This window comes from Collimonas humicola, assembly GCF_018304945.1.
Classification (GTDB): Bacteria; Pseudomonadota; Gammaproteobacteria; order Burkholderiales; family Burkholderiaceae_D; genus Collimonas; species Collimonas humicola.
Genome location: NZ_JAGQEE010000004.1, coordinates 178,933 through 200,722 on the forward strand (window position 1 = coordinate 178,933; position 21,790 = coordinate 200,722).

At 60.3% G+C, this 21,790-nt stretch carries 20 protein-coding genes; 3 read left to right on the forward strand and 17 right to left on the reverse strand.

Annotated features, from left to right (window positions below):
- Window positions 1-23: 23 nt before the first annotated feature.
- The 7 genes from lhpH to KHU30_RS14890 form a co-directional block, all read right to left on the reverse strand.
- Window positions 24-1,034 carry a trans-3-hydroxy-L-proline dehydratase gene (gene lhpH, locus KHU30_RS14860; RefSeq protein WP_211443410.1) on the reverse strand — a complete coding sequence of 337 codons (1,011 nt, stop codon included), beginning with the start codon at window positions 1,032-1,034 and terminating at the stop codon, window positions 24-26.
- Window positions 1,035-1,140: 106 nt separating this feature from the next.
- Window positions 1,141-2,268 (reverse strand): branched-chain amino acid ABC transporter substrate-binding protein, encoded by a 1,128-nt coding sequence (locus tag KHU30_RS14865; protein ID WP_211443411.1) that lies wholly within the window; start codon window positions 2,266-2,268, stop codon window positions 1,141-1,143.
- Window positions 2,269-2,519: 251 nt separating this feature from the next.
- Window positions 2,520-3,341: a PhnD/SsuA/transferrin family substrate-binding protein gene (locus KHU30_RS14870; RefSeq protein ID WP_211443412.1), complete on the reverse strand. Its 822-nt coding sequence runs from the start codon at window positions 3,339-3,341 to the stop codon at window positions 2,520-2,522.
- A 19-nt stretch (window positions 3,342-3,360) separates the two neighbouring features.
- The gene (locus KHU30_RS14875) at window positions 3,361-4,134 is read right to left on the reverse strand and encodes an ABC transporter permease (protein ID WP_211443413.1); all 774 of its coding nucleotides are present in this window, start codon (window positions 4,132-4,134) and stop codon (window positions 3,361-3,363) included.
- A gap of 55 nt (window positions 4,135-4,189) precedes the next feature.
- Window positions 4,190-5,209: an ABC transporter substrate-binding protein gene (locus KHU30_RS14880; RefSeq protein WP_211443414.1), complete on the reverse strand. Its 1,020-nt coding sequence runs from the start codon at window positions 5,207-5,209 to the stop codon at window positions 4,190-4,192.
- Window positions 5,206-5,979 carry an ABC transporter ATP-binding protein gene (locus KHU30_RS14885; RefSeq protein ID WP_211443415.1) on the reverse strand — a complete coding sequence of 258 codons (774 nt, stop codon included), beginning with the start codon at window positions 5,977-5,979 and terminating at the stop codon, window positions 5,206-5,208. Before KHU30_RS14885 ends, KHU30_RS14880 begins: the two co-directional genes overlap by 4 nt.
- 152 nt (window positions 5,980-6,131) lie before the next feature.
- A complete protein-coding gene (locus KHU30_RS14890) occupies window positions 6,132-7,058 on the reverse strand; it encodes an NAD-dependent epimerase/dehydratase family protein (protein WP_211443416.1) in 927 nt (308 codons plus the stop codon).
- An 11-nt stretch (window positions 7,059-7,069) separates the two neighbouring features.
- Here KHU30_RS14890 and KHU30_RS14895 point away from each other — a divergent pair, with 11 nt between their 5' ends.
- Window positions 7,070-8,095 carry a CDP-6-deoxy-delta-3,4-glucoseen reductase gene (locus KHU30_RS14895; RefSeq protein ID WP_211443417.1) on the forward strand — a complete coding sequence of 342 codons (1,026 nt, stop codon included), beginning with the start codon at window positions 7,070-7,072 and terminating at the stop codon, window positions 8,093-8,095.
- A gap of 43 nt (window positions 8,096-8,138) precedes the next feature.
- Here KHU30_RS14895 and KHU30_RS14900 read toward each other — a convergent pair whose 3' ends face one another.
- On the reverse strand, window positions 8,139-8,705 hold the full coding sequence (locus tag KHU30_RS14900; protein ID WP_211443418.1) for a hypothetical protein: 567 nt from the start codon (window positions 8,703-8,705) through the stop codon (window positions 8,139-8,141).
- 375 nt (window positions 8,706-9,080) lie between these two features.
- On the opposite strand from KHU30_RS14900, the gene KHU30_RS14905 reads away from it, so the two are divergent.
- A complete protein-coding gene (locus KHU30_RS14905) occupies window positions 9,081-10,283 on the forward strand; it encodes an acetylornithine transaminase (protein WP_211443419.1) in 1,203 nt (400 codons plus the stop codon).
- A 23-nt stretch (window positions 10,284-10,306) separates the two neighbouring features.
- Window positions 10,307-10,789, forward strand: coding sequence for a C40 family peptidase (locus KHU30_RS14910; protein ID WP_230411185.1), 483 nt, complete (start codon window positions 10,307-10,309; stop codon window positions 10,787-10,789).
- Window positions 10,790-10,896: 107 nt separating this feature from the next.
- Here the strand turns inward: KHU30_RS14910 and lpdA are convergent, their stop codons facing one another.
- From lpdA to KHU30_RS14955, 9 genes are all read right to left on the reverse strand, one after another.
- Window positions 10,897-12,996 (reverse strand): dihydrolipoyl dehydrogenase, encoded by a 2,100-nt coding sequence (gene lpdA / locus KHU30_RS14915; RefSeq protein WP_211443420.1) that lies wholly within the window; start codon window positions 12,994-12,996, stop codon window positions 10,897-10,899.
- Between the two features lie 72 nt (window positions 12,997-13,068).
- Complete coding sequence (locus KHU30_RS14920) at window positions 13,069-13,638, reverse strand: Ntn hydrolase family protein (protein ID WP_211443421.1); 570 nt, start codon at window positions 13,636-13,638, stop codon at window positions 13,069-13,071.
- A gap of 78 nt (window positions 13,639-13,716) precedes the next feature.
- Window positions 13,717-15,045, reverse strand: coding sequence for a dihydrolipoyllysine-residue acetyltransferase (gene aceF, locus KHU30_RS14925; RefSeq protein ID WP_211443422.1), 1,329 nt, complete (start codon window positions 15,043-15,045; stop codon window positions 13,717-13,719).
- Between the two features lie 129 nt (window positions 15,046-15,174).
- Complete coding sequence (gene aceE, locus KHU30_RS14930) at window positions 15,175-17,871, reverse strand: pyruvate dehydrogenase (acetyl-transferring), homodimeric type (RefSeq protein ID WP_211443423.1); 2,697 nt, start codon at window positions 17,869-17,871, stop codon at window positions 15,175-15,177.
- A 398-nt stretch (window positions 17,872-18,269) separates the two neighbouring features.
- Window positions 18,270-18,890 carry a glycerol-3-phosphate 1-O-acyltransferase PlsY gene (gene plsY, locus KHU30_RS14935; RefSeq protein WP_211443424.1) on the reverse strand — a complete coding sequence of 207 codons (621 nt, stop codon included), beginning with the start codon at window positions 18,888-18,890 and terminating at the stop codon, window positions 18,270-18,272.
- Between the two features lie 44 nt (window positions 18,891-18,934).
- Entirely contained in the window at window positions 18,935-19,420 is a 486-nt protein-coding gene (ybaK, locus tag KHU30_RS14940) for a Cys-tRNA(Pro) deacylase (RefSeq protein WP_211443425.1), read from the reverse strand.
- Between the two features lie 138 nt (window positions 19,421-19,558).
- Window positions 19,559-19,762 carry a hypothetical protein gene (locus KHU30_RS14945; protein WP_211443426.1) on the reverse strand — a complete coding sequence of 68 codons (204 nt, stop codon included), beginning with the start codon at window positions 19,760-19,762 and terminating at the stop codon, window positions 19,559-19,561.
- A gap of 140 nt (window positions 19,763-19,902) precedes the next feature.
- Complete coding sequence (gene xerD / locus KHU30_RS14950) at window positions 19,903-20,841, reverse strand: site-specific tyrosine recombinase XerD (protein WP_211443427.1); 939 nt, start codon at window positions 20,839-20,841, stop codon at window positions 19,903-19,905.
- A complete protein-coding gene (locus KHU30_RS14955) occupies window positions 20,838-21,371 on the reverse strand; it encodes a methylated-DNA--[protein]-cysteine S-methyltransferase (protein ID WP_211443428.1) in 534 nt (177 codons plus the stop codon). Before KHU30_RS14955 ends, xerD begins: the two co-directional genes overlap by 4 nt.
- Between the last annotated feature and the right edge of the window lie 419 nt (window positions 21,372-21,790).

Here is a 21,790-nt window from a genome sequence, read left to right on the forward strand (position 1 = left end):
CTGTCGTCCATCCTTAAACGGGATCAGCGCAAGAAGAAACCTTGCGGAAACGGGTCGCTGTCTTCCAGCACCCACTGGTTGAAGCCCATGATATGCGCATTGCCGGTCACTTCGGTAATGGCGGCGTCGAAGCCGCCCACCTTGGCGGCTTCCGTCACGCGCACGCGGAAGCAGCTGCCGACGATGCTTTCATTCACCAGCGTCTGGTTCAGCGCCAGTTTCTGGCGCAGGAATAATTGCGCGGCGCGGCCGGAAGTACCGGTGCCGGTCGGCGAACGGTCCACTTCGCGGTCGGCAAAGATGCAGACGTTGGCCTGGTCCGCCGCCGGATCATTCGGCGCGCCGTCGATGATCGTGCCGTACAGGGTATCCAGGCCCGGCTCCAGCGGATGCTGGATTTTTATCTTGTCCTTGACCGCCTGCTTGGTTTCCGCGCCCAACTGTATCAGCTGGCGCACCTGCTCCGGCTTGATCCGGACGCCGGCCTGGTCGCCGTTCATATAGTAGTAGAAGGCGCCGCCGAACACGATGTCGCCGCTGACCTTGCCGAAGCTCGGCGTCTCGACTTCGACATCGCGCTGATAGATGAATGCCGGCACGTTGCGGAAGGTGACGGCGCCGGCGCGCTGGCCGTCCCACTCGACCTGCGCTTCGATGAAGCCGGCCGGCGTGTCGAAGCCGATGCGTGTCAACGGCGCCGTGCGCTCGACATGATTCAGCTCGACCAGCACCTTGCCCAGCGCGATGATGCCGTGGCCGCACATGTCGCTATAACCTTCGTTATGGATGAAGATCACGCCGAAATCCGCAGCCTCGGTGACTGGCGGCAGCAGGTAGGCGCCATACATGTCGGCGTGGCCGCGCGGCTCGTTCATCAGGAACTGGCGCACATCGTCGCGTTGCGCCTTAAGCCAGCTGCGGCGTTCCAGGATGGTCTTGCCGGGCACCGGCGGCAAGCCGGAAATCACGATGCGCAGCGGTTCGCCGCCGGTATGCGCATCGACCGTATGGATGGTGCGTGTATAACTTAGCATGGGAATTTTTTGGAGAAGCAGGAAAGAACTGCATGGCCGGCGACGTGAAGCGCCAGCCTCAGAAAAAAAGGCCGGCTACGCTTAGCGCAGCCGGCCCCTGTAGTGCTTAGTAGCTGGTCAGCGCTTCCGGTGCGCCAGCCTTGAAGCGGTACACCGTCACAGGCGACTGCTTGAGGTCGTGGTTGGCGTCGAACTCATACGCGCCGGCAACACCCTTGTAGTGGATCTTTTCCAGCGCCGCGGCGTATTGCTTAGGCTCGACCGAGTTGGCGTCTTTCATCGCCTGGGCGATCAGCATCATGCCGTCGTAGAACGAGGCTGCATAGGTTTCTGCAGGACGGTTGTAACGCTTCTGGTAATCCGCCGCGAAAGTCTTGCCGGAAGCCAGCTTGTCCAGCATGGCGCCGCCCTGGGTGCAGTACACCTGGTCGGTAATCGCATCGCCGCCCAGACGGCCCATTTCCGGCGCGCAGATGCCATCGCCGCCCAGGAACTTGGCGCTCACGCCCAGCTGTTTCATCTGGCGCATCATAGGACCGCCCTGTGGCGAGTAGCCGCCGAAGAAAACCGCATCCGGCTTCTTGGCTTTGATGGAGGTCAGGATAGCGGTGAAATCAGTCGCCTTGTCGTTGGTGAAATCGTTGCCCAGCACCTTGATGCCGTTCGCCTTGGCGACCTTCGAGAACTCTTCCGCCAGGCCCTGGCCGTAGGCAGTGCGGTCGTCGATGATCGAGACTGTCTTGACCTTCAGTTCCTTGGCCGCATACAGCGCCATCTTACCGCCCAGCTGGCTGTCGCTGGCAGCCACGCGGAACACAGAGTGGAAGCCTTGCAGAGTCACTTTCGGATTGGAGGCCACGGTGCCCATGACGATGCCGGCATCGTTATACACACGTGAAGCAGGAATCGTCACGCCGGAATTATATGGACCGACGACTGCCTTGACGCCCATGTCGACCAGCTTTTGCGCTACGGCGACACCGGCACGCGGATCGGCCTGGTCGTCTTCCATCTGCGCTTCGAACTTGATTTTCTTGCCGCCGATAACCATGCCCTGGCTATTCAGCTTGTCGATCGCCATGGCCAGACCGCCTTGGTTGTCGCGGCCGGCCGATGCCTGAGGGCCGGTCAGCGGGCTGCTAAAGCCGATTTTTACTACCTGTGTCTCCTGCGCCATTGCGAGCGCTGGGAATGCTGCCACCAATACCATCATCAATTTGGTCCGTGCGTACATGGCTTTTCCTTTCGTCTGTCTTTAATATAATGTTTTTTTAATAACGGCACCCATCGTTAGGCGTGGGAGTCCGGGGACGGCTCTTGCAGATCGAATCCTAGCAGGGACGCCGCCACATTAAATTCTTTTATGCGACGGCTTCTCCGTAGATTCGATGGAAAAAAGATGCGATCTATCCTGGATTTTAGTTGCTATCCAAGGCGTTGGGAAATAAATCGGCGACATGTGCAGGCGCGTCGGCTGAATGATATTCAGTGGCAGTCGGGGACGTTCTGGTCCAGGTAGACTTCAAAGGCGACGTCGTTGATCCATTTTTTTTGCTGCACCGGCCAGTAGCTGCTACCCCACTCCCGATTGACCTGCTGCAGATAGGCACCCAACCCGCTATCCTCCGGCCGCAGCGCAAAGGTCAGGCGCACCGGCATCGCCTTGAGCGGCAAACCGGCCGAAAACTTTTTCCATTCGGGCAGCGCCAGCATGTCGTTGAGGACGACGTCGTCATGCACCGCAGCGTCGCAGGCGCCGGTCCTGAGCGCCAGCAAGGCATCCGCAGGCGCCGGGTAGATTTTTTCCCGCGCAGAGTAATTGGCCGCCATCGTGCCGACAAAGACACTGCCTTGCGCCAGGCAAATGCTGCGCCCCTTGAGTTGCGCCAGACGCTTGATATCGGTATCGCTGCGCATGATCAGTTTGGGCCCGGCCTGATAGGCGGTCGGCAGCAGGCTGGCGCTGGCGCGCAAAGCAGCGGCCTCGGCATCCGGCAGGTTCAGCAGCAGCAGGTCGACCTGCCCTTGCGCCAGCGCCTGCCGGCGGTTCTGCACCGTCACAGCGACCATCTTCAGGCGCACGCCGAGCCGCTGGGCCAGGTCTTCCGCCACGGTCTGGTCGAAACTTTCCTGCGTGCGGTATTTGGCGCCGGCGACGTACGGCGGCGCGACATGGCTGACGCCGACCAGCAATGTGCCGCGCTGCCTGATCTGCTGCAAGCTGGCCGCGCCGGCGCTGCCTTGCAAGGCGCAGACCAGCGACAGGATGATAGCTGCAAGAGGCAAGAAGCGCGACAGAGGTTTCATGGAAATCAGCCAGGCGCCATCAGACGTACTGGTAGCGCAATACGCGGTGCTTCAGGTTTTCCAGGATGAACTGGTCGATCAGCGCCGCCAGGATCGCAATCGCCAGGATGTTGGTCATGACGCCGACCATATCGGCAGTCTCGCCGGCGTAAGCCAGGGTGCGCCCCAGGCCCTTGCCGAAACCGATCAGCATCTCGGCCGAAATCAGCGCGCGCCAGGCATTGCCGAAGGCCAGCTGGGCGCCGGTGATCAGCTCCGGCATGACCGCAGGCAGGTACACCCGCTTCAGCATGTCCCAGCGCGTCGCCCCCATTACCCGCGCCGCCGAGACGTGCACCTGCTGCACGCTTTCGGTGGCGTTCATGACGCTCAGCGCCGCCGGGAAAAAGGCCGCCAGCGCCACCACCACCATGATCGGCAGGTTGCCGAAGCCCATCAGTATCAGGAACAGCGGCACCCAGGCAATCGAGGGAATAGACTGCAGGATGATGATGGCCGACTTCAGCACTTCGCGGAAGAAGAACAGCACCGCGCCCACCAGGCCGAAACCGATGCCGAACAGCATCGCCGCCGCATAGCCGCCCCCGAGGCGGGTCAGGCTGCCCCACAGGGCGGTGCGGAACTCAGGCGTCTGCGCCTCTTGCCACAAGCGCCCCAGCACCGGCAGCACGCCCGGCATCAGGAAATCCGGCAAGGACCAGGCGGCGATCTGCCATAGCAGGAAGATGAACACGATGGCCAGCAGCATGGCGAGCTTTTTGCGGTAACCGAGCAGCCGGCTTTGAGTACTCATGGATGAACCAAAACAATACGTGGTTGTTGAGAAAAGCCAGCGGCCTGCAGGGAGCTCACAGCTTGCGGTCCTTTTGCCAGTCGAGATCGATGATCGCGTTGACGTTGAACGGCTTGCCGTCGCGCGTTTTCAGCGAACCCTGCTGTTGCAGGATGTTCGCCAGTTCCTGCATGCGCGCCAGTTCCTTTGCAGTGAGCACGGCGCTGAAGGTCTGGCTCTTGATGGCGTCGCTGATCACCGCCTCGCGCGGCAGGTCGCCATGCTTCAGGGTTTTCAGGGTCGGGTCGGCGATGAAATAGCCGGCGATCAGCCTGGACGCCCCGGCCGGATCTTTCTGCAGCAGGTCGATCGCCTCGCGTTGCGCGTCCAGCGATTTCCAGACGGCTTCGCGCCGCTTCGCCAGCGTCTCGCCGGAAGTGATCACCACCATGCAAGGGAAAGGCCAGACTTCGCCGACTTCATAGATCTGCTTGACCGGCGCCACCAGTTTCGCAATGCTGGCCTGCGGTTCGAACAGGAAAGCGGCGTCGACGCGCTTGCCGACCAGCGACTGCACCGCTACCTGCGGGCTGACGCCGAGGATGTTGACATCATCGGCTTTCAGGCCGGCGTTCTTCAGCGTCACGCCTTTCAGCACGGTGTCGGCGGTGCTGCCTTCCGCCTGCGACGCCAGGGTATGTCCCTTGAGTCCGGCGACATCCTTGATGCCGCTATCTTCGCGCACCACCAGCGCGTGATAGCCGTGCTGGGCGCCGGCCACCACTTTCAGGTCGGCGCCCTTGGAAGCCCAGGCCGCGGCGTTGGTAAAGCCGAGCACGCCGCTATCGAGCTGGCCGCCGACAATGGCCTTGATCAGGTCGGTGCCGGATTTGAATTCGATCAGCTCGACATCGAGGCCATGCTTCTTGTAGAAGCCGCCTTCAAACGCGGCGATCGCCTGCGCATCGTCCATCACGCGCAGATAGCCGATCTTGAATTTTTCCGCGGCCGAGGCATGGCCTGCCAGCGCCAGCAACAGCGCCGGCAGCAGCAAGAATGATTTGAATCCGAGGTTGACGAATTTTATGAATCTCATGCAGCGATATCCTCAAGTTTTTTTACGAATGCATCCTGCTCCGCATGGATCCCGAGCAGGCAAAGAATCTCCCGCCGGGTGGCGGCAAATTCGGACAGATCGTGGGTCTTCTCATGCCGGTTCAGCTTGAACTCGCGCAGCACCGTGGCCGGACGCGGGCTGAACACCAGGATGCGGTCGGCCAGGAACAAGGCTTCGTCGACATCGTGCGTGACCAGCAGCACGGTCGGACGTTCCTCCCGGATCAGCTGGCGCAGGGAATCCTGCAAGGTCATGCGGGTCAAGGCATCGAGCGCGCCGAACGGCTCGTCCAGCAACAGCACTTTCGGCTTGCTGATGAAAGCACGCGCCAGCGCCGCCCGCTGCCGCATGCCGCCCGACACCTGGTGCGGATAGTAGGCCTCGAAACCCTGCAGGCTGACTTTGGCGAGCCAGTCGCGCGCCTGCTGGCGAGCACTCGCCTTGCCGACCTTTTGCAGCTCGAGCGCCAGCGCGACGTTCGCTTCCAGCGTCAGCCATGGATACAAGGCATTTTCCTGGAACATCAGCATGCGTTCGGGGTGCGGCCCCTTGATCCCCTTGCCGTCGGCCAGTACCGCGCCGCTGCTGGGAACGCCGAGGCCGGCCGCCAGATGCAGCAGCGTCGATTTGCCGCAGCCGGAAGGTCCGACCAGCGCGACCAGTTCGCCCTCGCCGATTTCGCGGCTGAAATCGGCGATCACCGGCAAGCCGGAGAACTGCTTGTTGACGTGCTTGAAAGATAATTGCATAGGGAAGTTGCAGCGCCTTAGTCGGCGGGCGCATATAAAGTGGATTTTTTATTTACTTTTCACTTTATCGGTCAACTTTCCGGCTTACAACAACTTATAACTTCTATGCTTATGCAAAAAACAGATATAAAACCTTCGCATAGAAGCTGACTTTAGCTGCCAGGCTTGGCCGCCTGCTCCGCCGCCAGCGCTGGCAAAGCCGCTGCAACGTCAGGAAAGCGCAGGCGCACCCCCAGCTCCAGCTTGATGCGCCGGTTTTGCAGGCGGCGCGATTCCGACATAAACGATAGCAACATCGGCGACACCACCTGCGCCAGTTCGGCGCGCGGCAGCCGCGGCGGAGACGGCAGGCCGAAGGCCTCGGCCACCAGGTCGAAATATTCCGCCATCTTCAGGCGGGAATCGTCGCTGGCGTGGTAGACCCGCAACGGCGCTGCCTTGAACAGTGCGGCGGCGATAATCCGCGCCAGGTCGTCGGCATGGATATGGTTGGTGTATACGTCGTCTTCAGCGATCAGGGCTGGGGTCGCCTTGTGCAAACGTTCCAGCGGCAGGCGGCTGGCCGCGTAAATGCCCGGCACGCGCAGGATCGCCAGCCGGCCGTTGCGGCGCCGGGCCCAGGCGCGCAGCACCTGTTCCGCATCGACACGGCGCATGGCGCGGCCGTTGTGCGGGGCCAGCACACGGGTTTCGTCGATCAGCGCGCCGCCGCAATCGCCGTAGACGCCGGTGGTGCTGATATAAACAAGAGTGGCGCGCTCGGGTAAAATGGCGGCCAGATTGCGGGTGCGCCGGTCTTTTTCGCCGGCCGACTGCGGCGGCGCCAGATGCACGACTATCTGCGCCAGACGCGCCAGGCGCCCTAATGTTGACGGTTGATCAAGATCTGCCACCAGCGGAATCGCCCCCGCGGCACGCAGCTCGGCACAGCGGGCCGGCTGGCTGGTGACCGCGAAGACACGGAACCGATGTTGCAGCAGCTGCAACAAACGCAGCCCGACATCGCCGCAGCCGAGAATCAGCAGGCGCGGCTTGCCAAGCTTATCGCTATGGCGGGGTTTTATATTTATATTTTTCATTACAGGATTGTATGAGTTTTCAGATAACGGTTCAGCCTAGCGGCCGACAATTTACTTGCGACGACGGCGAAACCATCCTCAACGCGGCAATACGCGCCGGCGTCGGCCTGCCTTACGGCTGCAAGAACGGCGCCTGCAGTTCCTGCAAGGGCAAGCTGCTGGACGGCGAAATCAGCCATGGCGCACACCAGGAAAAAGCGCTGCCGGTGAAGGAAGAACAGGCGGGCTTCGCCCTGTTCTGTTGCGCCACGCCGCATTCCGACGTCACCATCGAGGCGCGCGAAGTAGCCGGCATCGGTGAATTCCCGGTGCGTAAAATGCCGACCCGGGTAGCCAAGATCGACAAGGTGGCCGACGACGTGGTCGTGCTGTCGCTGCAACTGCCGGCCAATGAGCGCCTGCAATACCTGGCCGGCCAGTATATCGAGTTCATCCTGCGCGACGGCAAGCGCCGCAGCTACAGCATGGCCAACGCCCCCTACAAGGACGAGCACCTGACACTGCATATCCGCCACATGCCGGGCGGCCTGTTTACCGACCAGGTGTTCAGCACCCTGAAAGAGCGCGACATCCTGCGCATGGAAGGCCCGCTCGGCACTTTCTTCCTGCGCGAAGATTCGGACAAGCCGATGGTGCTGCTCGCTTCCGGCACCGGCTTCGCGCCGATCAAGGCGTTGGTCGAGCAATGCGCCCATACCGGCTCGCAACGGCCGATCACCTTGTACTGGGGCGGCCGCCGTCCGCAAGATTTGTACATGATGGCGTTGTGCGAGGAATGGGCGGCGACGCTGCCGAACTTCAAGTTCGTGCCGGTGATTTCGAATGCGCTGCCGGAAGACCAGTGGCAGGGCCGCAGCGGCTTCGTGCACCAGGCGGTGATGGACGATCTGCCGGACCTGTCCGCCTACCAGGTGTATGCCTGCGGCGCGCCGGTGGTGGTGGAATCGGCGCAGCGCGATTTTGTCGCCCTGTGCAAATTGCCGGCGGAAGAGTTTTATGCGGACTCGTTTACTTCGGAAGCTGACCTCGCTGCTTGACTAACGCGAAGCGGCGGCGGCGTTCTCTGCTCCTTCCGCACTGCTAGTTGGGAGAGCCAGGCGTCAGACGCACGTGATGCGTGAGTGTTACTTCCTGCCGCGGCCCCGGCTCCTGATCGCGCGACTCTATGCTCACCGCTGGCACTTCCGGCAGAGCGTCGTCGACAGGCGCGCCCGTACTTGCGTTCGCCACGCGCGTCTGCCGATGCAAGCGCTGCATCGGACGTGTTTTCAAATGGGCTTTTACCTGCTCCGGCTCCCGTGCCGGATGCAGGTCGATGTTCGGCTCGTCCTCAACTGGCTTAGCCGCTACGGACGGCATAGGATCATTTTCCGCCGCAGTGCTGTCAGCCGCGCTTACAGCCGGAATCGCCGCAGGCTGCACGCGCTTTACGCGCTTTGCGAGCTCGGCATGCTTTGTCAATTGAGCAAAATGAAAATTGGGAAATTGCCAAAAACCATTTTCCCGAAATGCGTAAATGGCTACTGTCAGCAGCGCCAGCAGCAACAACAGCAGCCGTATCCCGGAATACGGTTGCGGCCGCATAAAACCCCGCATCGGACTGACGCTCCCTGATCCCGTCATGATACGTCGACTCAAATCATTCATAGCGACCTCTCTTGCCAGCATGCAAATACAACAGCATTAGCCTGCTCAAAAAGGATAATCATGAAAGATATCAGATTTAATTGCTTTTAAGAACTATTTTGATATTCTTTCCGATGGGCGCTTCGCATCAGCCGGAAGGCCGGGGAAATATGCTCCTGCCTTGAAATCGGCCAGTCTCGATCAAAGTTTTTTTTGACGCACCACACAAAAAGTCCTAATATTTGCGTCATGAACATGACCCAGACCTTGTTGCGACGCCATATTTCATTACCTTTGCCAGGTAAGCCGTGCGCGTGAACGCTGTCTGATCACGAAGCCACAGGCGTTGCCTGTGGTTTTTTTTTGCCCTCATTTAGGATATTTAGGAGTAATGCAATGGAATTCAGCGAATACCCGGTTAACGACCTGATGTACATCACCAACCGTCCTCCCCTGGTGTTTACTGAAGGCGACGGCATGTGGATGACGGATCACACCGGCAAGCGCTATCTGGATTATCTGCAGGGCTGGGCAGTCAATGCACTGGGCCATTCTCCGCAATGCATCCAGGATGCCCTGGTCGCGCAATCGAAGAAGATTCTCAATCCTTCGCCCGCTTTCTACAATGCGCCATCGATTGAACTGGCCAACCTGCTGACCGCCAACTCCTGCTTCGACCGCGTGTTTTTCACCAACAGCGGCGCCGAAGCCAACGAAGGCGCGATCAAGCTGGCGCGCAAATGGGGCAAGAAGAATCCCAACCAGGCCGGCCACAACCGCTTTGAAATCATCACGTTCAACCACAGCTTCCACGGCCGCACCCTGGCCACCATGTCGGCCAGCGGCAAGCCGGGCTGGGATACGATTTTCGCACCGCAGGTGCCGGGCTTCCCGAAAGCGGAACTGAACGACCTGGCCAGCGTCGAACAGCTGATCAACGACAAGACGGTCGCCGTCATGCTGGAACCGGTGCAAGGCGAAAGCGGCGTGATCCCGGCGACCCGCGAATTCATGCAGGGCTTGCGCGAACTGACCAGGAAGCACGGCATCCTGCTGATCGTCGACGAGGTGCAATCGGGCATGGGCCGCACCGGCGAATTGTTTGCCTACCAGTTGTCGGGCATCGAGCCGGACATCATGACCCTCGGCAAAGGCATCGGCGGCGGCGTACCGCTGGCGGCCCTGCTGGCGCGTGAAGAGATCGCCGTGTTTGAAGCTGGCGACCAGGGCGGCACCTACAACGGCAATCCGCTGATGACGGCAGTCGGCGCCGCAGTGCTGAAAACCTTGCTGGCGCCGGGCTTCCTGCAGTCGGTGAAAGACAAGGGCGCTCACCTGAGCGCCGAGCTGCTGAAACTGACCGAGAAGCACGGACTCGAAGGCGAACGCGGCGAAGGCTTGCTGCGGGCGCTGAAACTGGGCAGCGACATCGGTCCGCAGATCGTCGATATCGCGCGCGACCTGAATCCGGTCGGCTTGCTGCTGAACTCGCCGCGGCCTAACCTGCTGCGTTTCATGCCGTCGCTGAATGTGACGATTGCTGAGATCGACCAGATGATTGCGATGCTGTCGGACGTGATCAGCCAGTTGAAAAAGTAAAACTGAATAAGGGTGGATGCTTGATGACGATCAGAAATCTCTTTATCTGCTGCCTGGCGTTGTTGCTGGCAGCCTGCGGCGGCACCGGCTCGGTCCGCCCCGGCTCCGACGACAACACGCCGATCAGCGATAAAGGCAACGATATCGTCATCTACTCGCTCGGCCTGATCGACACCAACTATCGCTTCGGCGGCAAGAATCCGGAAGCCGGGCTCGATTGCAGCGGCATGGTCAGCTATGTCTACCGCCAGGCGGCCGGCCTCAAGGTCAGCGGCAGCGCGGCCGACATTGCGCGCCAGGGCCGTCCTATCAGCAAGGCCGAACTGCGGCCGGGCGACCTGGTGTTCTTCAATACCATGCGCCGCCCGTTTTCGCATGTCGGCATCTATATCGGCGACGGCCGTTTCATCAATGCGCCGTCGACCAACGGCAAGGTGCGCATAGACCGTCTCGACAACAGTTATTACGCGGCGCGTTTTGAAGCTGTCCGCAGATATTTCGACTGATTGACTTCCAATAGTAAAAACGCCGCTCCGATGCAAACCGGAGCGGCGTTTTTTTTTGTGTCAACGTGCACTGTATTTCATCCGAAACGCAGTGCCATGGCCGATGCTTATTTCTTCTTTGGAATGAACAGGTCGGTGATCGTGCCCAGGCCCATTTCAGCCGCGAACATCGGCGTTTCCGACAGGGTCGGATGGGCATGGATGGTCAGCGCCAGGTCTTCCAGGTCGGCGCCCATTTCCATCGCCAGCACGGTTTCCGCCAGCAGCTCGCCCGCATTCACGCCGACAATGCCGGCGCCGATGATGCGTTTGGTCGTCGGATCCCACAGCAGCTTGGTCATGCCGTCGTCGCGCCCCATCGCCAGCGCGCGGCCGCTTGCCGCCCACGGGAAATTGGCTTTTTCAAACGGGATGCCCTTGGCCTTGGCTTCGATTTCGGTCAGGCCCATCCAGGCGATTTCGGGATCGGTGTAAGCCACCGAAGGAATCGTCATGGCGTCGAACTCAACCTTATGGCCGGCGATGACTTCCGCCGCCACCTTGGCTTCGTTGGTAGCCTTGTGCGCCAGCATCGGATCGCCGCAGATGTCGCCGATGGCGAAGATGTGGGCGACGTTGGTGCGCTGCTGCTTGTTGGCCGGGATGAAGCCACGCTCGTTGACGATGACGCCAGCCTTCTCTGCCGCGATTTCCTTGCCGTTAGGACGGCGGCCCACGGCCACCAGCACCATGTCGTAGAGTTGCGGCTCCGGCGCCGCCGGCGAGCTGCTGTCGGCGCCTTCAAAGGTTGCGCGCAAGCCTTCTTTCAAGGCTTCCAGCTTGGTCACCTTGGTCTTCAGATGGATCGCTTCGTAGCGCTTCTCGATGCGTTTCTGCAGCGGCTTGACGACATCGCGGTCGGCTGCGGGGATCAGGCCGTCGGCGAATTCGACCACGGTGACCTTGGAGCCCAGCGCGTCATACACGCAAGCCATTTCGAGGCCGATGATGCCGCCGCCGATGACCAGCAGTTTCTTGGGAATCTGGCGCAGCTCAAGCGCGCCGGTGGAATCGATCAGGCGCGGATCGTCGTAAGGGAAACCAGGGATTTTGGCGACCGAGGAACCGGCGGCAATGATGGCGTTCTTGAAGCCGACCACCTTTGGACCATCCGCGGTTGCCACGGTGATCGTATTGGCCGAGCTGAATTCGCCCTTGCCGGTCAGCACCTGCACTTTGCGCGCCTTGGCCAGGCCGGACAAACCGCCGGTCAGTTTCTTGATGACGCTTTCCTTCCAGCCGCGCAGCGCATCGATATCGATTTCCGGGGCCGACATCTTGACGCCGAAATGCGCCATTTCTTCCGCTTCGGTAATGACCTTGGCGGCGTGCAGCAAGGCTTTGGACGGGATGCAGCCGACGTTCAGGCACACGCCGCCGAGGCTGGGATAACGCTCGATCATGACCACGCTCTGGCCCAGGTCGGCAGCGCGGAAGGCCGCGGTATAGCCGCCGGGACCGGCGCCCAGCACCACGGTATCGCACTCGACATCGACCTTGCCGCCGAAACTGGCGGCAGCCGGCGCGGCAACGGCCGGCGCTGCTGCCGGCGCCGGGGCTGCGGCGGAAGAGGCTGCGGCGGCAGGCGCGGCAGCGCTGGTGGTTTCCAGCAGCACGACCACGGAACCTTCGCTGACCTTGTCGCCGACCTTGACCTTGACTTCCTTGATGACGCCGGCCTGGCTGGATGGGATTTCCATGCTGGCCTTGTCGGATTCGACCGTGATCAGCGACTGGTCGACCTTGACCGTGTCGCCGACCTTGACCATCAGTTCGATGACATCGACTTCCTTGACGTCACCGATATCCGGCACCTTGATTTCAATCGTGCTGGCGACACCGGCAGCAGGGGCTGCTGGCGCTGCGGCAGGAGCAGCCGCCGGTGCAGCAGGCGCGGACGCGGCAGCAACGGCGGGCGCCGCAGCGGCGCCAGCCGCTTCCAGCACCAGGACCAGCGAACCTTCGCTGACCTTGTCGCCAACCTTGACCTTGATTTCCTTGATGACGCCAGCCTGGCTGGACGGGATTTCCATGCTGGCCTTGTCGGACTCGACAGTGATCAGCGACTGATCCACCTTGACCGTATCGCCGACCTTGACCATCAGCTCGATAACTTCCACTTCTTTGACGTCGCCGATATCCGGGACCTTGACTTCAACCATGCTCATAGCGTTTGCTCCATGCTCTCTCTCCCTGCCGGAAGACGATGTGTGTGATGTAGGCGATGCGTTGTGCGCCGCTCAGGATTTCATTTCAAAACTGTGGATACGCAGCGGCGTGGCAGAACTCTTATCGAATTCGACGCCGGCATGGATGCCGACCTCGGCAATCCGCTGAGCGCTGATATCCTGGTCGTAGACCGCATACATCGCCCCCAGGGCGAAATTGCGGCCGCTGCCTATGCCCCAGAAACGGTCGAAACTGAATACCTCGCGATACGAATACACCCCGAAGATGCCGTAAGGATTGGCGATCAGCGCGGTGATCTGCGACGACTCGTAAGGATCGTCCTCGTCTTCCTTGGTGTTCAGGAAATACTGATCCTTAAGGATGCCGTGCACCTTGGAAAAAGTTTCGAACACGTCTTCACGGTTAGTCAGCTTGCAGTCTTCGCCCATGCCGGTCAGCAGCTTGCGCATCACCGGGAAATGGGCGGCGGTGCCGGCCAGGGTGATATACGATTCGCCGACCTGGAAGATCTTGTTGTTGACCTCGTAGGCATGCGACAAGCGGGTATCGCCGAATGTCACCAGCGAATCCGAAGCAATCGCGATCTGCCCATTTTTTTTGACGACAACACAGGTAGTCATAGTTGTTCTCCATCGGTTTGCCAAACGACCGCAAGTGGCGGAAAAAGCAGGGTGACGATCTTTTTCCACCCGCTGGTATTACAACAATGTCTTGCGCATGTCGGCCAGGACATCGGCCAGGTAGACGCTGAAACGCGCACCCATGGCGCCGTCCACCACGCGGTGGTCGTAGGACAGGGAAGTCGGCATCATCAGGCGCGGCACGAACTGCTTGCCGTCCCACACCGGCTTCATCGACGCTTTCGACAAACCCAGGATCGCTACTTCAGGCGCATTGATGATCGGCGTGAAAGCCGTACCGCCGATGCCGCCCAGCGATGAAATCGTAAAGGTCGCGCCTTGCATGTCGGCCGGCTTCAGCTTGCCGTCGCGCGCCTGCGCAGACAATTCGCCCATTTCCTGGGCGATCTGGCCGATGCCCTTCTTGTCGGCATCCTTGATCACGGGGACCACCAGGCCGTTCGGCGTATCGGCGGCAAAGCCGATGTTGTAGTACTGCTTGAGGATCAGGTTTTCACCCTTGCCGTCGAGCGAGGCGTTGAATGCCGGGAATTTCTTCAGCGCCGCGACGCTGGCCTTGATCACGAACGCCAGCATGGTCAGCTTGACCGGCGACTTGGCCTTGGCGTAGCTGTCGTTGGCTTGCTTGCGGAACTCTTCCAGCTCGGTGATATCGGCTTCGTCGAACTGCGTGACGTGCGGGATCATGACCCAGTTGCGATGCAGGTTCGGGCCGCTGAGTTTCTTGATGCGCGACAAAGGCAGCAGCTCGGTCGGACCTTGCTTGCTGAAATCCAGCGATGGCCATGCCAGCAGATCGAGGCCGACGCCGCTGCCGCCCTTGCCTGCGGCTGCCGCACCATTCGTGCTGACGCTGCCTGCAATCACGCCCTTGACGTAATTCTGCACATCTTCGTGGGTAATGCGGGCCTTGATGCCGGTGCCGGCGACTTTGCTCAGGTCCACGCCCAGCTCGCGCGCGAATTTGCGCACCGATGGCGATGCGTGCGGGAGGCTGCCGCTGGCCGGGGCCGGGGCTGCTGCGACCGGTGCAGGAGCCGCTGGCGCCGGTGCGCTTGCTGCTGCTGGCGCAGGAGCTGGAGCAGCAGCTGCCGGCGCCGCGGCTGGCGCAGGGGCGGCCGGAGCGCTGGCCGGCGTCGCTGCGGCGGCATCGGCTTCCAGCACCAGCACCAGAGTGCCTTCCTTGACCTTGTCGCCCAGCTTGACTTTCAATTCCTTGATCACGCCCGCATGGCTGGACGGGATCTCCATGCTGGCCTTGTCGGATTCGACCGTGATCAGCGACTGGTCGACCTTGACCGTGTCGCCGACCTTGACCATCAATTCAATGACTTCAACTTCACTGACGTCGCCGATATCCGGGACTTTGACTTCCACCATACTCATCGCTTAGCTCCATTCATTCTGCCCGCTGCATATTACGGGCCTGAATTTCTTTTCAGAAAATTCAGGCCCGCATATGCAGCCGTGGAAATTTTAATACTGGCTGTTTATCCAGTAATTAAGACCAGTACCTTATTGCGTGACCGGATTCGGCTTGTCCGGATTGATACCATACTTGGTAATTGCATCGGCCACAACCGAGGCCTTGATCTTGCCTTCATCGGCCAGCGCCTTCAATGCAGCCACTGCCACATAGTAGCGGTTGACTTCGAAGAATTCACGCAGCTTGGCGCGGGTATCGGAACGGCCGAAACCGTCGGTGCCCAGGACCTTGAAGGTGCGCCCGGCCGGAACGAAGGCGCGGGTCTGCTCGGCAAAGGTGCGCATGTAGTCGGTGGAGACGATGATCGGACCGCTGGTGCCTTGCAGGCACTGGGTGATGTGCGCCACGCGCGGGGTATCTGTCGGGTGCAGCATGTTCCAGCGTTCCACGTCCTGGCCGTCGCGCGCCAGCAGGGTGAACGACGGCGCCGACCAGACATCGGCATCCACGCCCCAGTCGCTGGCCAGCAAGGCAGCGCCTTCGATGACTTCGCGCAGGATGGTGCCGGAGCCCATCAGCTGCACGCGCTGCTTGTTCTTCTTGCCGCCTTCCTGCAGCAGGTAGAGGCCCTTGATGATGCCCTCTTCCTGGCCTTCCTTCAGGCCCGGATGGCTGTAGTTCTCGTTCATCAGCGTCAGGTAGTAGAACACGTCTTCCTGGTTGGTGACCATGCGGCGCAGGCCGTCATGCATGATGACTGCCACTTCGTGCGAGAAGGTCGGATCGTAAGGCACGCAGTTCGGGATGGTCGAAGCCAGCACGTGGCTGTGGCCGTCTTCATGCTGCAAGCCTTCGCCGTTCAATGTAGTACGGCCGGCGGTGCCGCCCAGCAGGAAGCCGCGGGCGCGCATGTCGCCAGCTGCCCAGGCCAGGTCGCCGATACGCTGCAGGCCGAACATCGAGTAGTAGGTGTAGAACGGAATCATGACCCGGTTGTTGGTCGAGTAGGAAGTTGCCGCCGCAATCCACGAGCTCATGCCGCCCGCTTCATTGATGCCTTCCTGCAGGATCTGGCCAGCCTTGTCTTCACGGTAGTACATCACCTGGTCTTTATCGACCGGCTCGTACAGCTGGCCGACCTGGCTGAAGATGCCGATCTGGCGGAACAGGCCTTCCATGCCGAAAGTGCGCGATTCATCGACCATGATAGGCACCACGCGCTGGCCCAGGCTAGGGTCGCGCAGCAGCGTGTTCAGGATGCGCACGTAAGCCTGGGTGGTGGAAATCTCGCGGCCTTCAGCGGTTGGCTCCAAGGCGCCCTTGAATGCCGACAGTTCCGGCACCACCAGCACTTCGTCAGCCTTCTGGCGGCGTTGCGGCAGGTAGCCGCCCAGCGCCTTGCGGCGGGCGTGCAGGTATTGCATTTCCGGGGTGTCGTCGGATGGCTTGAAGAACGGCACGCTCGGCAGCTGCTCGTCGGAAATCGGCAGCTGGAAGCGGTCGCGCATGGCCTTGATGGCTTCGTCGTCCAGCTTCTTGGTGTTGTGTGCGGTGTTGCGCGCTTCGCCCGACTTGCCGAAGCCGTAACCCTTGATGCTCTTGACCAGCAAGACAGTCGGCTGGCCCTTGTGTTCCTGCGCCACTTTGAAGGCAGCATAGATCTTGTGCGGATCGTGGCCGCCGCGGGTCAGGTGCCAGATGTCGTCGTCGGACATCTTGCTGACCAGCTCCAGCAATTTCGGATGCTTGCCGAAGAAGTGCTTGCGCACGAATGCGCCGTCCTTGGCCTTGTAGTTCTGGTACTCGCCGTCGACGGTTTCCATCATCACGCGCTGCAAGATGCCTTCCTTGTCGCGCGCCAGCAGATCGTCCCAGCCTGCGCCCCAGATCACCTTGACGACGTTCCAGCCGGCGCCGCGGAAATCGCTTTCCAGTTCCTGGATGATCTTGCCGTTGCCGCGCACCGGACCGTCCAGGCGCTGCAGGTTACAGTTGACCACGATCACCAGGTTGTCCAGGCGCTCGCGGCCGGCCATGCCGATCGCACCCATCGATTCCGGTTCGTCCATCTCGCCGTCGCCGCAGAAAGCCCAGACCTTGCGGTTGGCGGTGTCGGCGATGCTGCGTGCATGCAGGTATTTGAGGAAACGCGCCTGGTAGATCGCCATCAGCGGGCCCAGGCCCATCGATACGGTAGGGAATTGCCAGAAGTCCGGCATCAGCTTTGGATGCGGGTAGGAAGACAGGCCGTTGCCGTCGACTTCGCGGCGGAAATGCAGCAGCTGTTCTTCAGTCAGGCGGCCTTCGAGGAAAGCGCGGGCGTAGATGCCTGGCGACGAGTGGCCCTGGATGTACAGCAGGTCGCCACCGTGGTTTTCGGAAGGGGCGTGCCAGAAATGGTTGAAGCCGATGCCCAGCATGTTGGCCAGCGAAGCAAAGCTGGACAGGTGGCCGCCGAGGTCGCCGTCGAGGCGGTTGGCCTTGACCACCATCGCCATCGCATTCCAGCGCATCCACGAGCGCAGGCGCTCTTCGATCTCCAGATCGCCCGGGCAATGCTCGCCCATGTGGGCAGGGATGGTGTTGACATAGGCGGTATTGCTGGAAAACGGGATCTGGGCGCCGCGGCGGCGCGCCAGGTCGACCATTCTTTCCATCAGATAGTGGGCGCGTTCAGGACCTTCGGTTTCAATAACAGCTTCGAGCGCATCAAGCCATTCTTGGGTTTCTATGACATCTGGATCGTTGGCGGCTTGGGCCAAAACCTGGTCGAGCTGGGCTGACATGCTGAGTCTCCTGAATTTGTGCGCCTGTCCAATTTAGCATCGGATTAGCGGGTTGGGTCGCAAGCATCTACGTCACTTTGTAGACGGACGCCAAATTCTAACAGGAGTTTTTTCCATTTCCAAATAGCGATATGGCGTTTCGCATTATGAAAATATGCTGCATAGCAAGGCGAATCCTCATGAAAACATCTATCTCAAAAGTAATGTCATTGGTCTGTAAACAAAATATGCAGGCTTATTCATATGTCGCAACGCAACAATAATTACATATCAACATCATTAATTTACGACTTATAGTCAATTCGATATAAGGAATTCCATAAATCCAAATAAAAAAGCGCTGGACCGAAAATGGCCAGCGCTCTTTTATCCACACTCTTGATATCTGCCTGGACTTGCTATGCCGCCTTGCCGCCGTTCTTCTTGGCGCCGATCCGGCTTTCCTTGCCGGCCAGCAGATTGCCGATGTTCTTGGCATGGCGGTACATCAGCAAGGCGCTCATTACCACGATCGCCAGCAGGATCATGTCCGGCCCTTCCATCAAGGCATAGAAGAAAGGCGCAAACAGGCTGGCGACCAGGGCTGCCAGCGACGAATAGCGGAAAGCATAGGCAATGATCAGCCAGGTGCCGATGGTAGCCAGGCCGAGCCAGGGATTGAGGCCGATCAGGATGCCCAGCAAGGTGGCCACGCCTTTGCCGCCGGCAAAGCGGAAGAACACCGGCCACAGATGGCCCAGGAATACGGCTACCGCAGCGAGCGCCACGGCGCCGTCGCCGAGGCCGAATTGCGGCCCGTATCGTTGCGTCAGCCATACCGCCAGCCAGCCCTTGAAACCGTCGCCCAGCAGGGTCAGCGCAGCAGCAGCCTTGTTGCCGCTGCGCAGAACGTTGGTGGCGCCCGGGTTGTTGGAACCGTAGCTGCGCGGATCGCTCAGCCCGAACAGCTTGCTGGTGATGATGCCGAATGAAACCGAACCCAGCAGGTAGGCGCCAATCACGGCTAACAATGTGTACATGCGTGTCTCTTTCTTTTTGTCTTGATCAATGAATTTAGGGGCGCTTACTCTTCCAGCGCGCACTGGACCGTTTTCGCTTGCAGCAGATCGACCACGACCTGCGGCGCCACGCCGATCAGATAGCCGCGCCGGCCACCGTTAATATATATCTTCTGCAGGCTCAGGATGCTTTCTTCTATATAGACCGGCAGCTGCTTGCGCGTGGCGAACGGCGAAGTGCCGCCGATCAGGTAGCCGGAATGGCGATTGGCCACTTCCGGCTTGCAAGGCTCGACCGATTTGCGGCCGGTCTGCCGCGCCAGGTTCTTGGTCGACACCTTGCGGTCGCCGTGCATCAGGATGATCAGCGGCTTGGCCGCTTCATCCTGCATGACCAGCGTCTTCACCACATGATGTTCATCGACGCCGAGGGCGCGCGCCGATACCGTGGTGCCGCCGTGTTCCTCATACGCATAGGGATGTTCGGAAAAGAGCGCACCGTGCTTGCGCAGGAATTGCGTGGCCGGAGTCTCTGAAATGTGTTTTGTCATACCGGGAATTCGGATGCAGCGCCCTGTGCCGGACGCCTGCTTGATCATTCTTAAACGTAAAACCAGATGCAGCGACAGACCGCGGATAGGAGGTGTCCTCGATCCGCAATCCATGGAGTCAAGCTGCCGTCATCGTACTCAAGGCTGCTTCGGCTCGTCGGCGGCAGGTTCGCCAGTCGCAGGTTCGCCTGCCGCAGGCTCAGCACCCTCGCCAGCGGCTTCTTCGACTTCAGTTTCGGAAGAGGAACCCTTCTCCAGCTTGCGCTTCAGCTTTTCTTCCTTCTTTTTTTTCTTTTCTAATTCCTTTTGCCGTTTTTCATACTGAAAATTCGTTTTTGCCAATTGCGCCCCCTAAATAGACTCTTGAATGATGTAGTACAGGATACAGGAGAATAATTGGGAAGATGCAGAATTCGGCAGCGCGGAAGCTTGCCAAAGCGCCAATTTATTGTTTCATTATAGCAACTTTCACGGGTGCGGTTTTATCCGCGCGGATGATGCGCGGCGTGCAAGGCTTTCAGGCGTTCCCGCGCCACATGGGTATAAATCTGCGTGGTCGATATGTCGGCGTGTCCCAGCAACAGCTGCACCACGCGCAAATCCGCGCCATGGTTCAGCAAATGGGTGGCGAATGCGTGACGCAGGGTATGCGGCGACAAAGGGGCGTTGATCATCGCCTTGGCGGCGTACTTCTTGATCAGGGTCCAGAACATCTGGCGCGTCATGGCGCCGCCGCGCGCGGTCACGAACAAGGCGTCATCCATCTGGCCGTTGAGGATCTGGCCGCGTGCATCCTTCAGGTAGCGCACGATCCAGTTGCGCGCCTCTTCGCCAAACGGCAGCAAACGGGTTTTATTGCCCTTGCCGGTAATCCGCAAGACACCTTCATTCATGCCGACTTCCAGCGACTTCAGCAGCACCAGCTCGGACACCCGCAAGCCGCTGGCATACATCAGTTCCAGCATAGTGCGGTCGCGCAGGCCCAGCGGCGTAGCCACGTCGGGCGCCGCCAGCAGCGCTTCCACCTGGGCTTCCGACAGTACTTTGGGAAAACGCGGCGCCTGCTTGGCCGAGCGCAGATGCAGGCAGGGATCGACGCTGATGCGGTTTTGCCGCAGCGCCAGCAGATAGAAACGCTTCAGCACCGCCAGCCGCCGGTTCGACGAGGTGGCCTTGCTGGTGTCGTGCCTGGCGAGGAAATAGGCGTTGAGGTCGCCGGCATCGACCGCCAGCAGCGATTTGGCCTCCGGCAGCTCCTGCAGCCAGAAGGCAAACAGGGTCATGTCGCGCCGATAGGCTTCCAGGGAATTCTTGGCCAGGCCGTCTTCCAGCCACAGGCTGTCGCAAAACTCGTCGATCGCGCTTTGATGCTCTGCCTGCAGCACGGGTCTGGCCGCGAGCTCGGCCTTGGATCTTCTCACAGGCCGGTCACGCCTTCGTGCTGCAGCAGCCAGCGCTTGACCCGCAGGTGAAAGCCGTCGGCGTCGTCGTGGTGGGAAAAGCCGCCGATGCCGCCGGAGGCAGTCACGCGGTGGCAGGGAATCACCAGTGGAAACCAGTTGGCCCCGCAAGCCTGGCCGACCGCGCGCGGCGCCGATTCGATCAGCTTGGCGACCTGGCCGTAAGTAAGGACTTCACCGCGCGGTATCGCTGAGATCGCTCTCCAGACACGATGCTGGAAAGCGGTGCCGAGCGGCGCCAGCGGCAGGTCGAAACGGAAATCGGGCTGTTCGAAGTAACGGCTGACCTGTTCGGCCACGCGCGCCGACAATTCGTCGGCAACATCTTTTTCGTGGAAGGAAGGCGGCAGATAGACCAGTTCGCGCAGCAGGCCGGCATCGGTGCGTATTCCTACCGCGCCGAACGGCGCAGCGATCACGGCGGTGAAGTGCTGGGCAGGCAGCTGGCCGCCGGAGACTCGCTTCAATGGACTATCGGAATTTATGTTCATGATCCTGGATTCGGTAGTTGAACAGGTGCGAGTGTGCATTTTTCCGGTTCTCTGGCTAGGCGCGACGCCCCTATCCCTATAGGGAAAGAGCTTGTCCTTGCAAGGACAAGCCGTTACGCAGGCGTGCAGCTTGCTGCCCGAAACCCCTGCTCCACCGACGCGGACCGCCAGTCCGCTACGAGGAGCAACGACGGCAGAGAGCCGGAAAAGTGCGCAATCGCGCCTGTAGCGCTCTCACTCGATTAGCGAGCCTTATTAAACCAAAGAAAAGCTGCATGCATCAAGTTTTTCAGATACTGCTAAGCGGACAACTACCGAATCCAGGATCTATGCATAAAATAAAAAAGGCGCATCTGTCGATGCGCCTCAAATTACTCCGTGTGCAATCCCGGCTGTTTAGACAGCTTCATTTGGACCGC